The following is a 15,885-nucleotide window of genomic DNA, read 5'->3' as shown; positions in this document are numbered from 1 at the left end:
CTTTAGAAGCATGAAGTAGAGCGTGCTCGTTTTCAAAACGGAGTGGTGGTTATGGATCAGGTCGAGTCGAATGTGCAGCCCGCCGCCGATATTGCAGACGGCGTCCGCCAGTCGGCGGTGCTCTGGGACGACCGCAACATGGTCACGCATTTCGCCAATGTCGTGAACATTCAGAGCACGCTCGAGCAGGTGGATCTGTTCTTCGGCACCAATAAGACCTGGAACATCGGCAACGAACGTCAGGTGCATGTCGAATTGACCGATCGCGTCATCCTCAGCCCTCATGCGGCCAAGCGCCTCAGCGTCGCGCTGGCCGGCGTTCTCAAGGAATATGAGAGCCGTCACGGCGCGTTGAAAATCGACGGGCGCTGAGCGCGCCGCAGCGGCGGTGACGCGTGACAATGCTTGCGAGCACAGAGGGGGGCGGCGGTCTGCGGCCCCCCGAAAGAACGCGGCTCCTCGACGAGGAGCGCGTCTCCGTCCTCGAGCAGGCGCTGTGGAAGCGCCTGGACGACGCGGCCGATCTGGATGCTGTTCTCGCCGCATGGCTGGCGCTGCAATGCGGAATGATCGCCTCCGCGTTCTGCGGCGCGATCGCCCTGCGGGATCATAGCGGCAATCGCAAGATCGCCTCATGGCCGGAAGGCGTCGACGCCGTCTCGCGCCTTCATTCGACGATCGACCTCGCTGTCGCGCAACGTCGCGGCGTGGCGCACAAGCCCACCCTCGACTCCGGCGCGCCGTCGCCGGTCGCGCAAATCGCCTATCCGATCATCATCGACGATAAAGTGCTCGGCGCCGCCGCCATCGAGATCCATGGCGACGGCCCAGCGCAAGCGCGGCTCGCGGCGCGGCAGCTGCAATGGGGCGTCGCCCGGGTCCGCGAACGTCTGCGCATGGACGCCGCCGCGGAGGCGACGCATCGGCTGCGCCGCGTGACCGGAGTTCTCGACATGCTCGCCGTGGCGCTCGAGGAGGAGGGCTTCTCGCCCGCCTGTCGCGCCTGCGTCACCGAGCTCGCGTCGCTCTATGCTTGCGAACGCGTGAGCGTCGGCTTCGCGCAAGAGTCGGGCGTGCGCGTCGTCGCGATCTCCCACAGCGCTCATTTCGGAAAAGACCTCAATCTCGTTCGGCTCTTGAACGGCGCGATGAACGAGGCGGTCGATCAGCACGCAATCGTCCTCTATCCTCCGCACCCGGACGAATCGACGATTGTCCGCGCGCATGCCGAATTGGCGGAGGCGCATGGCTGCGCCGCCATTCTGACGACGCCAATGTTCGCCAAGGACCAATTCATCGGGGCCTTGAGCTTCGAGCGCGGCAAGGACCGGCCGTTTCAGCCGGACGAAATCGCTTTTCTCGAATGTCTCGCCTCCGCTCTCGGTCCCGTGCTCGACATTCGCCGCCGCGATGACCGCTGGCTGATCGTCAGGGCGTGGGAATCGCTTCGCGCGCAGGCGCATGATCTCGTCGGGCCGGGTCATGTCGGACGCAAGCTCGTCGCCCTCGCGCTGATCGCGTCCACCATGCTTTTCTATCTCGTGACGGACGTCTACCGCGTGAACGCCAACGCCGTGATCGAGGGCCGGGTGCAGCGCGCGATCGTCGCGCCCTTCAACGGGTTCATCGAGGAAGCGCATGTGCGCGCCGGCGACGTGGTTCGCGGCGGAGAGGTGCTGGCGACGCTCGACGATCGTGAATTCGCGCTCGAGCGCTTGCGCTGGGTCACGGAGAGACAGAAGAAGCAATATGAATTCGAGCGCGCCGGCGGAGCGCGCAATCGCGCCGATGCGCGCGTGCTCGGCGCCGAGATGCAGGAGTCCGAGGCGCAGATCAAGCTCGCCGACGAGCAGCTCGCGCGAACGAAATTGCGGGCGCCTTTCGACGGCCTCGTCGTCTCCGGCGACCTCAGCCAGTCTGTCGGAGCCGCGGTGCAACGCGGTCAGCTTCTGTTCGAGATCGCTCCGCTCGATGATTGGCGGGTCGTTCTGGATGTCGACGAATCGCAGGTGAACGAGATCGTGAAAGGGGCGCCCGGCGAATTGCTGATCGCGGCGCTCCCCAACGAGACGTTTCCGCTCATCGTCGAAAAAATCACCCCTGTCGCAAAGGCCGATGAAGGCGCGAATACGTTCCGCATCGAGGCCGCGCTACGGGCGAGCTCGCCGAAGCTGCGGCCCGGCATGAGAGGCGTCGGAAAAGTGGAGGCGGGCCGAAGACGCATAGGCTGGATCTGGACCCGATCGCTGGTCGATTGGCTGAAGATCTGGTCATGGCGATGGCTGGATTAGGAGCGCCGCATGGTCGCGCCGCTGCGCAGCTCCTCCTGGTATCGCGTCGCCGACCTCAAGCCGCGATTGCGCTCGCATGCGCGAATCCATCGCCAGCGCCATAGAGGCCAGCTGTGGTACGTTCTGCAGGATCGGCAGAATGGGCAGTTTCACCGGCTCTCGCCTTTGGCGCATCATATCGTCTGCCTGATGGACGGTCGCCGCACCATCGACCAGATTTGGGAGATGATGGGCGAGCGCTATGGCGACGATCAGCCGACGCAGGACGAAACCATTCGTCTTCTCGCCCAGGTCCACGCCGCGGATCTGCTGATCGGCGACGTTCCGCCGGACATGGAAGAATTGGCGCATCGGGCGGATCGGCACAGTCGCCGAAGCTTCGTGCAGAATATTCGCAATCCGCTGGCGATCCGCATTCCGCTGATCGATCCCGAGCGCTTCCTCGCCGCGACGGCGCCGCTCGGCAGACTCTTGTTCAGCTGGTGGGGCTTCGGCTTCTGGCTCGCGACGATCGCCATCGGGCTCGCGCTCGCCGGCATGCGATGGACCGCGCTCACGCATAATGTCGCCGATCGCGTCCTGTCCTCGGAGAACATCGTTCTTCTGCTGCTGGTCTATCCGCTCGTCAAAGCGCTGCATGAGATCGGTCATGGCATGGCGACGGCGCGCTGGGGCGGCGAGGTCCACGAGCTCGGCGTCATGCTGCTCGTGCTGATGCCGGTCCCCTATGTCGACGCCTCCGCCTCGGCCGCATTTCAGGAAAAGCGGCGCCGGATCATCGTCGGCGCGGCGGGAATCATGGTCGAAATGTTCCTCGCGGCCGTGGCGATGATGGTGTGGGCGCTCGTCGAGAAAGGTTTCGTGCGGGCCGCTGCGTTCGACGTCATGCTGATCGGCAGCGCCTCGACATTGCTCGTCAACGGCAATCCGCTGCTGCGGTTCGACGGCTATTATATTCTCGCCGATCTGATCGAGATTCCCAATCTCGGCGCGCGCGCCAACGCCTATGCGCTCTATCTGCTGCAGCGTTACGCTTTCGGCCTCGCGCATCTTCCATCGCCGGCGACCTCGCCGGGCGAGGCGCGCTGGCTTCTCGCCTATGCGGCGGCCTCCTTCCTCTACCGCATGACAGTGACCTTCGGCATCGCGCTCTTCATCGGCTCGCGATTCTTCATCCTCGGCATTCTGCTCGCGCTCTGGGGAATCGTGACCGGCGTCGCGCTGCCGCTCGCGAAGGGCTTCAATCGCCTCCTCACCGATCCGCAGCTGCGGAGCGTGCGCGGACGAGCGATCCTCGTCTCCGGTCTGGCGACGGCGGCGCTCGTCGTCCTCGCCACTATTGTTCCCGTCCCTTATGCGACCATGGCCCAGGGCGTCGTCGTCGCCCCGGAGAAGTCCACGCTTCGCGTGCGCGCCGACGGCGAGGTGATCGACGCGCTTCTCGCCGAGGATCTCTATGTCGAAGCCGGAACCCGCGTCGCGACGCTGGCGGACCCGACCCTCGCCGGCGAGACCGCTGTGCTGGAGGCGCAGACGGAGGCCTATCGCCTGCGGCTCGAAGCCGTCGCCAACTCCGATCTCGTGCAGGCCAATATTTTTCGCGAGGAGCTGCGTCGCCTCGAAGGAGCCTTGGCGCTGAACCGGCGACGCATGGCCGATCTTTCGATCCTTGCCGAGAATTCCGGCCGTCTCATCTTGCCGCGCGCATCGGATCTTCCCGGAAAATTTCTGAAGAAGGGCGATCTTCTCGGCTATGTCATCGCGGAAGGCGACCCGGTCGTGCGCGTCGTGGTTCCGCAATCGGACATTGATCTCGCGCGCAGCCGAACGATGAAGGTGGAGATCCGCTTCGTCGGCCGCGTCGATCGCGTGATTCCCGCCGTCGTCGCGCGCGAGGCGCCGGCGGCCCTGGACGAATTGCCGAGTCTCGCGCTCAGCAAGCGCGGCGGCGGCGACATTGCGATCGATCCGACCAAGACCGATGCGCCGCGCGCGCTCGAAACGCAGTTCCATCTCGACCTTCATGTCGCGCCGCAAGAGGAGCGGATGAACATAGGCGAGCGTGTCTATGTGCGTTTCGATCACGGCGCCGAGCCGGTCGCCTGGCGCCTCTGGCGCGCCGCGCGCCAATTGCTGTTGAGGCAGTTCGGTGTCTGACGCGCCGGCGCAGGCGCGCCCTCCCCTGCCGCGACCGCGGATCTATCCCGAGCGCCGCTGGCCCCGATCCGGTGTGCTCGAACGCATGGCGGAAGCGGCGGTGGCGCGATTTGCGCCGGCGATCGGATGGCTCGCGGGGCGCGGCGCCGGCGGCATTGTGGAACGTGTCGCCCAGCATGAGGCGGAGCTGCGCGCGCTGTCCGACGCCGAGCTGCGCCTGCGTGGCCGAGCGCTGCGCGAAACGCTGTATCGCTGTCGCGCGCGCGACCCGAAGGCGATCGCGGAAGCTTTCGCGGTGATCCGCGAGGTTTCGGATCGCGTGCTGGGAATGCGACATTTCGACGTGCAGCTGATCGGCGGCGATATTCTCCTCGGCGGGATGGTCGCCGAGATGGACACGGGCGAAGGCAAGACGCTCACGGCGACATTGGCGGCTGCGACCGCGGCGCTGGCCGGAGTCCCGACCCATGTCGTCACCGTAAATGACTATCTCGCGCGCCGCGACGCCGATCTGATGCGGCCGCTTTACGAGTTTCTCGGACTGCGCGTCGGCGTCGTCACGCAGGAGATGGCGCCCGAGCAAAAAATGGCGGCCTACGCCTGCGACATCGCTTATTGCACGAATAAGACCCTCGCCTTCGACTATTTGCGCGATCGTTTGGCGCTCGGGCGGAGGAGCGGCGATCTTCGGCGCAAATTCGAGACTCTCGCCGCTCCGGCGACGCAGGGGCGCGATCTCTTGTTGCGAGGCCTTCATTTTGCGATCGTCGATGAGGCGGACAGCATACTCATCGACGAGGCGCGCACGCCGCTCATTCTCTCGCGAGAACTGCCATCGACATCCGAGCAGGAGGATTTCGTTCGAGCGCTCGAGATCGCGGAGCGGATGAGCGAGGGGCGTGATTTTCTGCTCCGTCTCGACGAGCGTCGGGTCGAGCTGACCGCCGCAGGCCGCGCGCTGCTCGCCGAATTCGCGCAGCCGCTCGGAAGCCGTTGGCGCATGACGGCGCAGCGCGAGGAATGGGCGGTTCAGGCGATCACGGCGATGCGCCTCTTCCACCGCGACGAGCATTATATCGTGCGCGGCGGGAAGGTGGAGATCGTGGACGAGCATACCGGACGCGTCATGGCCGACCGCTTCTGGAGCGATGGGCTCCATCAGATGATCGAGGTCAAGGAAGGATGCGCGATCTCGGGCGTGCGCGCCACGATCGCCAGAATGACCTATCAGCGCTTCTTCCGACGCTATCAGCGGCTCGCTGGAATGACGGGCACGGCCGCCGAGGTCGCGGGCGAGCTCTGGAGCGTCTATCGGCTCGCCGTCGCGCGCGTGCCGAGCAACAAGCCCTCGCGACGCGAGCTGCTTCGAGATCGCATTGTCGCGACAGAGTCGGAAAAATGGCGCGCCATTGTGGAGACGATCGCGGAGCATCATCGGCGGGGCGCGCCGGTTCTGCTCGGCGCAAGGTCCGTCGCTTCGTCGCGCAGAGCGAGCGAAAGTCTCGCTGCGGCGGATTTGGCGCATGTCGTTCTCAACGCCGCGCAGGACGCCGCCGAGGCGGAGATCGTGGCCGCCGCCGGGCGGCGCGGCCGCATCACCGTCGCGACGAACATGGCTGGCCGCGGGACCGACATCAAGCTCGACGACGATGTGAGCGAATTGGGCGGATTGCACGTCATAATGTCGGAGCTCCACGACGCGCGCAGAGTCGATCGGCAGCTCGCCGGACGATGCGCGCGGCAAGGGCAGCCGGGTTGCTTCCAATCGTTCTTATCGCTCGAGGACGGCCTGACGGACACCAACGTTTTACCCTTCGAACGGTACTTAATGTACGTAATGATTCGAGCCGGCTGGTCATGGCCTGCGCGTTTCGCTCTTCGCGCTGCGCAGCGTCGCGCGGAGCGGCTTCATGCTCATATGCGTCGCGAATTATTGGATAGAGACGAGACTCTCGATCATGCGCTCGCCTTCACAGGAAAAGCCGAATAATCCCCGAACGTCGATCGCGCGAACCGTCATCGCTGCCGCTCTGGCGATGTGCAGCGCTTCGTCGGCCAGCGCGGGGCGAGCCGAAAATCGTCGGATCGATTGCGTCATCGATCCGACGATGACGGTCAAGCTCGGCAGCCCGACTGCGGGATTGGTGTCCGAAGTGCTCGTCGATCGCGGAGACGTCGTCGTCGCGGGCCAAGTGGTCGCCCGGCTGGAATCGAGCGTCGAAGCCGCGACGCTCGAATTGAATAGAGCCCGCGCTGCGAGCGCAGCGCGCGTCGAGGCTCAGGCCGCGCGGCTGACGCTCAGCCGAGCGCGCATGGGCCGAGCGCGAGAGCTGCTCGCGCGCAACAGCTTCACGCGGGACAAATTCGACGAGCAGAGGGCGGATACGCGCGTCGCGGAAGAAGATCTGGCGCGTGAGAAGGTCGAATTGCGGCTCGCCGAGCTCGAGGTCGAGCGCTCTCGCGCCCTGCTCGAGCAGAGGACCATTCGCAGCCCTATCGCGGGGGTGATCGGCGAGCGCAAGCTGTCGCCGGGCGAGTTCGTCCATCAGGACACTTTCATAATGAGCGTCGTGCATCTCGATCCGCTGCATGTCGAGGCGTTCCTGCCGGTGGCGATGTATCCGAAGATCAAGATCGGCGAGGCCGTCATGGTGTCGCCGGACGAGCCCGTCGGCGGGAGTCATCTCGCGACGGTCTCGGTGATCGATCGCGTATTCGATCCGGCGAGCGCGACATTCGGCGTTCGCCTTCTCTTGCCGAATCCGGACAATCGGCTGCCGGGCGGCCAACGCTGCAAGCTCGATTTCGACGAGGCGGCGCGTGAGAGGGACGCGCAATGAACGCGGCGCGCGCGCAGCGTCTTTGCGCATTCATATCGTGCTTCCTGGCGCTCGCGGCGCAAGAGAGCCATTCGGAGACGTTGAAGAGCGCTCTGGCTTCGGCCTACGCCAATAATCCGGACCTCGAGGAACAACGCGCGGTCGTGCGGATTCGCGATGAGGACGTGTCCAAAGCTGCGGCGGGGCATCGGCCGAAGGCTGGCGCGTCCTTCAGCGCGGGGCCGCAAAAGTCGAGCGTCCGTCAACCGGGCGGCCGCGATCAGCTGAGGAACCGCCTCTACACCGATGATGAGAATTTCGGCCATCCGCGCAGCGGCACGCTGAATCTGTCATTGACGGTGTTCGACGGCTGGCGTTCGGATAATTCCATGCGTCAGGCCGAGTCCGGCGTGCTCGCGGCGCGCGCGATTCTGTCGGCCGCGGAGCAGGAAGTGCTGCTGCATGCGGCGACCGTCTATATGGATGTGCTGCGCGACACTGCGGCGCTCGGTCTGCGCAAGCACAATCGCGCGGTTCTCATGGAGCAGCTGCGCGTGGCGCGCGATCGGGCCGAAATGGGAATGGCGACGATCGCCGATGTCGCGCAGGCGGAAGCGGCGCTGGCGCAAGCCGAGGCCGACCATGTCGGGGCGCGCGAATCCTTGCGGGCGAGCGTCGTCGAATATAGGGAGGTGATCGGCCATGCGCCCGTGCGGCTCGAGCCTGCGAAAGGCTGCGAGCGTGATCTGCCGACGACGGCCGAGCAGGCTGTCGAACGGGCCGTCGCCGCGCATCCGCAGGTGATCTCGTCGCTTCATCAAGTGGATGTCGCGACGATGACGGTGAAGGTCGCCGAGGGCGCGCTCATGCCGTCGCTTTCCGTAGGCGGGCAAGTCTTCCAGCAATATGATTCCTATCTCGGCTATCCCGGCACGCGGCAGTTTTCGGCGCAGGTGACGGGAACGCTCAATGTTCCATTGTACGATGGCGGCGCCGAATATTCCGCGGTCAGGCAGGCCAAGCAGCAGCTCGGTCAGGCGCAGGTGCATGTCTCGGCTCAGCGCAGCGCTGTTCGCGCCAAGCTCGCCGCGAGCTACAGCCGTCTTGCGACCGCAAATGCGGCGCTGCATTACGGCGGAACGGTGGTGAGATCCTCGGAGAGGGCTCTCCAGCAAATTCGCAACGAGGCGGAATTCGGCCAAAGAACGCTTCTCGATGTGCTGAATGCGCAGCAGGCGCTATTCGACGCTCGGGTGAAAATGGTCTCGGCGCAGCACGATCGCGTCGTCGCCTCCTGCTCCGTTCTCGCCGGGATCGGCGGCCTATCCGCCGAGAGCTTGAATCTCGACGTCGACCGATATGACCCGGCGAAAAATCTGGAGCAGATACGAGAGCTTTGGATCGGCCTGGACACGCCGGAGGCTGTCGCGTCGCCTTCGATTCCGTGAATCCAGAATGATTGTTCGAGGCGAGCTGCGTCGTCAGCGTCGCGCTGATCTTCATTTTGAGGAGCGACGCTTCTGATACGGGAAGCATTATCGCGCCTTGGGCTCCGAAGCGTTGTTCTTGCCGTCCGTGCCGAGATCGAAATGCTGGCCGTCTACCTCGATGCTGCGGATGCGCGCACGGTAGCCGGCGCCCGGCGAGGACGCATGAACCTTGTGGGCCGCTCGGCTGGACGTCGCCGCAACGTGCGACGCGCGCATGCGGGGAGCCGGTAGCGGAGTCTGCGACGCCTCGCCACCCTGCATATTATCGTCGATATCGGCCGAGGCAGCCGCGGCTACCGCCGCCCTGCCCGCGGTGGCGCGCGACGCCTCGGCGCCATTCGAAGACGACGCCCTCGCTTCTCTGGAGACCACATTGCCGGCGCTCGTCGCCGCCTGCCGCGTTTGCGCGAGTTGTGCTGCTGCGGCGGCCCGATCCGCCAACACTTTGCCGATCGTTCCATTGATGTAATAGGGGACGTCCTTGATCTGCGCATTCGTCAATCCGCCGCCCCCGGTAACGGCGCCGGCCGAGCGGCCGTCGGGCGTATTCGTCATCGCCAAGCCGGGGTTGCTTTCGGAGTCGTAAAAGCTGTTCGTGATGGAGCCGGCGGAGCTCCCGCTCGAGTAGGAAACACCAGAGATTCCTCCGGTGAGGCCCTCAGGACCTCGCACGAGACCCTGTGAATATGAATCTGCGATAGCGCCTGTGTTGCGACCGGCCAGCCCACCGGTCCAAGTGCTGGCCCCGGTCCCCGTGACCGCCCCGGAAGCCGATGAGCCAGTAATATTTCCGCTGTTGAATCCGACGAGTCCTCCGGCTTGAATGCCGCTCGTCGTGACATTCCCCGTCGCGTAGGAATTGGTGATGGCGCCGGCGCTGGTTCCGGCGAGGCCTCCTGTCGCGATGGTCCCGCCGGTCACATCGCCCGTCGCATAGGATTTGTCGATGTTGACGGCTTTCGTCGATTGAGAGCTGCCGAGCAATCCGCCTGCGTACCATCCAGCCGTCGTCGAGACATTGCCGGTCGCATAGGAATTGGCGATGGTGCTCACGCCGCCCCTTGCGCCAGTCGATATATATCCGACGAGGCCTCCGATGGATTCGCCGGTATTTTTGGCGCCTGTGCCGGTCACATCGCCGGTCGCGTAAGAATTGGTGATGAGAATACCTACGCCCGCGCCTGTCGTGCTCACCATTCCGATCAATCCGCCGGTTCCGTTGATAAGCGGCGCGTCGTCCGGAAAATTGCTCGTCACATTGCCGGTCGCATAAGTGTTGTCGATAATGACATCGCCGCCTGCAGACTGCGCGCTTCCGCTTATCTGTCCGATAAGTCCGCCGATATTATATCCGCCGCGCACATTGCCGGTCGCGAAAGAATTCGTGACCTTCAATGAATTTGTGCCGATGGTCGTGGCGTAGCCGATGAGGCCGCCATTGCCGCTGCCGGCGTCATTGCCGTTCACATTGCCGGTCGCGTAGGAATAGTCGATCGTCGTGGCGGTCGCGCCGCCGACCAGCCCTCCTCCACCCTTGTCCACGTCGCCGGTCGCATGCGAATGCGAGATTGTCGAGCCTGTATTGAAATAGCTCCCGGCGCTTCCCAACAAGCCGCCGCCGCCTCCCGACACCTTTGCATCCGAATAGGCGTAGGTCACGTTCGAGCCGGTCACTCCTCCAGCCAGACCTCCACCTGCAATGGCTATCGACCCCGTGCTGTAGACTTGAGCGAGCGTCACCAGATTGCCGGTTCCCAATAGCGCTCCCCCTCCGCTGGAGGAGGATGCGCTGCTGATGTCGACATTCACGATTCCCACATCGCGAATGGTGGAGGCGCTGCCGTCCGCTCCCGCCCGGCCGATCAGTCCCATGGGATCGGATGACGTGCTCGGCGCTTTCAGAGTCAGATTGCCGATGCTGTGGCCGAGACCCGCGAAGGTCCCAGAGATCGCCGAGACGACCGAAGCCGCGCCGAGATGGGCGGCGCTCCACTGCGAAGCGTCGAGGTTTGTCGCAAGTGCGAATTTTCCGCTGGCCGTGCCGGTGGCGTCGTCCAACGCAGCGAGCTGGTCCATCGAATGGATGAGCGTGTAGCTCTGCCCGTTGATCGCGAGAGTGGCGGTGTCACCCGGAAGGCTGATCGATCCATAGACGCCGCCGCTCGTATCCTTCACGGCGATAGGACTGCCGTTGGCGTCGAGCGTCGCGCCTGCGTAGCTGGCCTTGCTGCGGATGTGATAGTCGCCGCCATAGCTCATCGCCAGCGCGCCATGGGCGCCAGACAGCGACACGGCGTCATTGATGTAGATGTCCGCGCCCGCATTCAGCGTCAGCGCGCCGCGATCCGCAGTGGTGGCGACCGGCGCATTGACGTTGATATTATTGGTCGCCGAGAGCGTCAGCGAATTGTTCGACGACCAGCTCACGGCGTCGTTCAGAGTGACGCTGCCGCCGATCGCATTGAGGGCGAAATTGCGCGTCGCGAGATTTCCATTGACGAACTGACCGCTGAAAGTCCCGCCGGCGCCGACGATGATGTCCGGCTGGCTCCACGACCAGGAGCCATTGACCCCTGTGTTCAGCGCGAAACTGTTTCCCGTGACGACGCTGCCGCCGGCCGTCTCGAGCAGTCCGCCATTGCCGCTCGCCGCTGCAACATTGACGGCGCCATTGACATTGGTCTTGCCCGCCAGATTGCCGACGATATAGCTGCTCAATCCGCTGGCGGCGGTGCTCAGCGTCAGGCTCAGCGTGTTCGCCGACGCCAGCAGGACCTTACCGCCGCGCGCCGTCAGCGTTCCCGATTGATCGACGCCATTATTGCTCGCCAGCGCCGCAAAGCCGCCGTCGACGATGACGATGTCGCCGGCCGCCACCACCGAGCCGGAGCCGCTCGAGGCGACGAAGAGATAATTGCCCGCATTGAAATTGGCGTCGCTGATGCTCAGCGTGCTGGCGACGAGCGCGCCGACATTGACGCTGGACCCCGCCGTGAACAGCACGCCGGCGGAATTGAGAATGAAGACGCGGCCATTGGCGTTGAGAGCGCCGGCGATCACGCTCTTCTCATTGCCGGTCACGCGATTGAGGACGACGGAGGTCACAGAAGGCTGGACGAAATTGACGGTCTCGCCCGCCGCGATCGAGAAGCGGAACCAGTCGATGATCGCCGAATTCGTCGTTTGCGTGATCGTCGTCGTATTGCCGGAGGTCGCAATTGTGGCGGCGCCGCTCGCCACATGATCGAGAGCGAGACTCTGATTACCGACGACGACCGATCCAACGCTGCCGACCACAGTGTAATTGGGGTTGTTGACGGTCAGCGCGGTCACGTCGGTGATCGACTGAACGCCCGCGGCGGAGCCGGCTATTTTGGCGGAGCCGCCGAGGCTCACCGAATCGCCCGCCACCACATTCATCGCAGCGAGATTGCCGGCGCCGATGCTGACACTCCCATCCGCCGACTTGGTCCCGTAGAGGCTGAGCGCCAAAGGCGTGATATTGGCGGTGGTCGTAAGAGACGCGTTTTGCAGAATATAATTGTCGCTGTCGGTCCCTGTCAGCGCCAGCCCGGAAACGGCGACCGCCTTGCTCTGGCCGACATTTTTGTCGGCAAATTGCGCCATCGAATAAGAGAGGGACAGATTGTCGCCCGCGACCTTGCCGGGCAGCTGATAAGATATGGCGTCGACTGTCGCGCCGTCATAGACCTTGTCCACGCCAGTGGCGGCGGCGCTGATCGGCTTTGGCCCGATTGTCGCCGTGGTCGTGTTGGCGATCGTGTAATTGCTCGCTTTGCCGCCATTGGCGCCGTCCGCCGCGGTATAGGCGAGGTTCACCGTCTTGCCGACGGCGGCGTTCTTGTCGGCGAAAGCCGCCGACGTATAGGCGACATTCAGCGTCTGATCGCCGATGAGACCGATGAGCCCGCTGTTCGCTACGCCGCTGTTCAGCGTGGCCGAGGTGGTTCCGTCATAGACCTTGTCGGCGACGACGCCAGAGATCGTCAGCGCTTTCGGATTGACCGTGACCGTGCCCTTGACGTTCTTATAGACCGATGACAACACGCTCGAGGCGGCCTGCATGCCTGCGTCGACATAGCCATTGCTGGTCGCGACGGTGAAGGGATTGAGGGTCGTCGAGGACACGTCATCCTTCGAAAAGCCTGACCCTCCGCCTCCCTGCAAGCCCAGCACCGACAGCGACAGCGTGCTTATCGTCGAAGTGGCGACGCCATAGGTGGGGATGGTGCTTGTGCTGACGTAGATCAGAAGATTTGCGAGAATGGGATAGCCGGATTTCGAAGCCGCCCAAATGGCGGCGTCGAAACCCGCGTAGCTCGCGAAGCTGGGCGCCTCAGCGGCGGTCAGACTCTTTGCTGCGGAACTGTCGGTTACCGGGGAACCGCTCGAATACCAATAGGCGTTGGTGATCGCGCCGCCGGTGTTGTCCGCGACGAAACCATATTGCGGCTGCGCGCCACCGACCGAATAGGAGGTCGCATAGGCGTTGCTGATCGTCCCGGAGTTCTGATAGGCGAAGGCGGCGCTCCAATTGGACGATGCGTTGGTTCCATTGAGCGACGTCGTATAGGCGTTGGTGATCGTCCCGGTGTTTTGCCCGACGAAGCCCGCGAGACGAGGCCCCGCGCTGTAGAAGTTTCCCGTAGCGGCATATTCCATATAGGAATAGGACTGATCGATCGTTCCCGTGTTCTTGCCGACGAATCCGCCCGCGATCGACGTCGTATCGGCGCTGGATAGCCTTATCTGATTGCCTGCATAGGATCGATCGATCTTTCCGGCGTTCACCCCGACGAGACCGCCGACATAAGAAAGGTTGGAGACGCCGAAAGCGGTATTGGTGAGCAGCTGCGTGTTGGTCGAGAGATTCAACGCCCGCGCCGAGCTGTCGATGATCCGGCCGCTGGCCTCGTTCGTCCCGACCAAGCCGCCGCCGACGCTCGTTATCGCCACATTGGCCAGCGAATAGCTCTGAGCGATGAGGCCCGAGTTGACGCCGACGAGACCGCCGACGCTGTCGATCGTCACTGTCGGATTGGCCGCGGCCCGTGGAACCACGTTTCCGCTGGAGAAACTGTTGACGATGGAGCCCTGGTTGACATTGGCGAGCAGGCCGGCCGCGGCGCTGCTCGTCGTTCCCGCGCTGAGCGACGCCGATGCGACGGCGAAATTGCTGACCAGACCTCCGGCGCCGATCGTTCCGAACAAGCCCGAGCCGGTCAGCTGGGCCGAGATGACCGAGTGGCCGAGACCGTTGAAATTGCCGGTGAAGGCGGTCGTGGCGCCGATCGGGCCGCTCCAATTGCGCGCTCTCAAGCCGCTGAGATCGGCGCCGAGCACATAATTGCCGGCCAAGTCGTTTTTGACGGCGTCCAATCCGGCGACAGTGGTGATGACCGTGTAATTGGCGCCATTGAGCGTGAACGTCCCGGCGCTGGAAAAATCGAGCCTTCCGGCGAAGACGCCATTGGTCGCGCCCTGATAGGCATAGAGCCCTTTGGGCGTGCCGTCGGCATTGGTTCCGACGCCATAATTGGCGGCGAAGGAAGCTGTCCCCGTCGCCGTCATCACAGCGTCGATGAAGACATTATTCGTCGCGGTCAGCGTCAGTCTGTTGCCCGACCAGCTGACGGCGTCATTGACATAGATATTGCCGTCGGCGCCGTGTCCGCTCGTCGACTGGATCGTGACATTGTTCGAAGCGAGCTGGCTCGTCAGCGCCGCGCCGGTGATGTCGCCGCCTATGCCGATCGTGAAGCCGTCCGGATCGATGATCCAGCTTCCTGTCGCCCCGCTCGTCGAGGCGGTCGTCACGACGGCGCTATCGGCAACCGTCACCTTATTGCCGGAGGTCTCGATCGTTCCGCCGTCGCCGCCCTTGCGCGCCGAGGCGTCGAGCTTGCCGGACACATTCACCGTTCCGCCCGAAGCGAGCAGCTTGATCCTTCCGACCTTCACCGAACCGCCGCTCGACGACGAGCCGCCGGTCAGATCGGCGAGCGTTCGCGCCTTGATGATCCCGCTATTGTTGACCTGCGCCGAGAGCAAATCGTCGGCCGCTTTCGCGGTCAGCACGACCTGGCCGCCATTGGCTTTTATCAGCCCCTTGTTCTGGACGAGAGCGTCATAGGTCCCTTTGTCGATCGTCACATCGACGAGAGAATCGCCACCGAAATTCAGCGTGATCTGCTCGCCGGAAGCGAGCGCGATCGTCCCGAGCTTCGCGGTGATCGTCCCCTCGTTCGAGACGGTCTTGCCGAGCAATGCGACATAGCCGCCTTCGCTCGCTTTGATCTTGCCCTGATTGACGACGGCGGCGTTCGATGAGCCGGAAAAGACGTAGTTCCCGGCCATGAAGTTCGAGTTGGAGATATCGAGCGTCGAGGCGACGAGGCCGCCGACATTCACCTGGGCGTCCTTGCCGAAAAGGATGCCGGCGGAATTGACGAGGAACACGCGCCCATTGGCGTTCAGCGCGCCGGAGATGACGCTCTGTTCATTGCCGACGACACGGTTGAGCGTCACCGACGTGGCCGTCGGCTGAAGGAAATTGACCGTTTCCCCGGCGCCGATGGAGAAGCCCTGCCAGTTGATGATAGCGCGATTGGTCGCCTGCGTGATATTGGTGACGCTGCCAGCCGAAGCGATGGTCGCCGCGCCGTCTACGACGACGCCGCCCGTCGGGTTGGCCAGGGCGAAACGCGGCAGGGCGAGAACGGCGGCGATGGCCGTCATGGTGGAAAAAGCGCCGCGCAGAGCGAGCAGATCGGCGCGATGCCGCTGCGATGATATCGACGTCGAGACAGCCGCCCATGATTCCGTCTTCCGTCCCACATTGCGGCTGAAACGCATCGATCTGCCCTTTTTGCGGACGGAACCCATGCATCGGTCGTCGCGGTAAGGCGGCGCCGACGCTCCGTGCCATGCTTATGTTATGTAAACGAAATATATTATGATGCCGGATAAGTAGTGCTCGAAAACGGGGCGTTGTGGGCAAATTTAGGGCTGGCCCGGTGGGCGACAGTCCGGCAATCAGATGGATGCCACGCCGGTCGGTTCGACAAGAGGCGTCGCCTGCTTGGCAAAGACGGTCTGGCTTTGCCC

Annotated in this window: 7 protein-coding genes; 6 read left to right on the top strand and 1 reads right to left on the bottom strand. The window is 63.9% G+C overall.

All coding sequences use genetic code 11. From position 1 onward, the window contains the following. Positions 1–51 precede the first annotated feature (51 nt). The 6 genes from EDE12_RS17685 to EDE12_RS17660 all read left to right on the top strand — a co-directional run bounded on the left by EDE12_RS17685 (position 52) and on the right by EDE12_RS17660 (position 8,715). Entirely contained in the window at positions 52–372 is a 321-nt protein-coding gene (locus EDE12_RS17685; protein WP_024881766.1) for a DUF3467 domain-containing protein, read from the top strand. Positions 373–401: 29 nt separating this feature from the next. Beyond that, a complete protein-coding gene (locus tag EDE12_RS17680) occupies positions 402–2,291 on the top strand; it encodes an efflux RND transporter periplasmic adaptor subunit (RefSeq protein ID WP_051592417.1) in 1,890 nt (629 codons plus the stop codon). A 9-nt stretch (positions 2,292–2,300) separates the two neighbouring features. After that, positions 2,301–4,448, top strand: coding sequence for a PqqD family protein (locus EDE12_RS17675; protein ID WP_024881768.1), 2,148 nt, complete (start codon positions 2,301–2,303; stop codon positions 4,446–4,448). A gap of 73 nt (positions 4,449–4,521) precedes the next feature. After that, positions 4,522–6,438: a prepilin peptidase gene (locus EDE12_RS17670; RefSeq protein ID WP_245275740.1), complete on the top strand. Its 1,917-nt coding sequence runs from the start codon at positions 4,522–4,524 to the stop codon at positions 6,436–6,438. Further along, positions 6,407–7,288, top strand: coding sequence for an efflux RND transporter periplasmic adaptor subunit (locus EDE12_RS17665; RefSeq protein ID WP_245511943.1), 882 nt, complete (start codon positions 6,407–6,409; stop codon positions 7,286–7,288). The genes EDE12_RS17670 and EDE12_RS17665 overlap by 32 nt, the downstream gene beginning before the upstream one ends. Further along, positions 7,285–8,715, top strand: a complete 1,431-nt coding sequence (locus tag EDE12_RS17660) for a TolC family outer membrane protein (protein ID WP_026598354.1) — start codon at positions 7,285–7,287, stop codon at positions 8,713–8,715. Before EDE12_RS17665 ends, EDE12_RS17660 begins: the two co-directional genes overlap by 4 nt. A gap of 87 nt (positions 8,716–8,802) precedes the next feature. On the opposite strand, the gene EDE12_RS17655 is transcribed toward EDE12_RS17660, so the two are convergent. Further along, a complete protein-coding gene (locus tag EDE12_RS17655; protein WP_026598353.1) occupies positions 8,803–15,633 on the bottom strand; it encodes a filamentous hemagglutinin N-terminal domain-containing protein in 6,831 nt (2,276 codons plus the stop codon). Positions 15,634–15,885: the final 252 nt, after the last annotated feature.

Source organism: Methylosinus sp. sav-2, assembly GCF_004366495.1.
Lineage (GTDB): Bacteria > Pseudomonadota > Alphaproteobacteria > Rhizobiales > Beijerinckiaceae > Methylosinus.
Note: the sequence above shows the minus strand (reverse complement) of the source record. Positions and strands in the feature narration are given on the sequence as shown.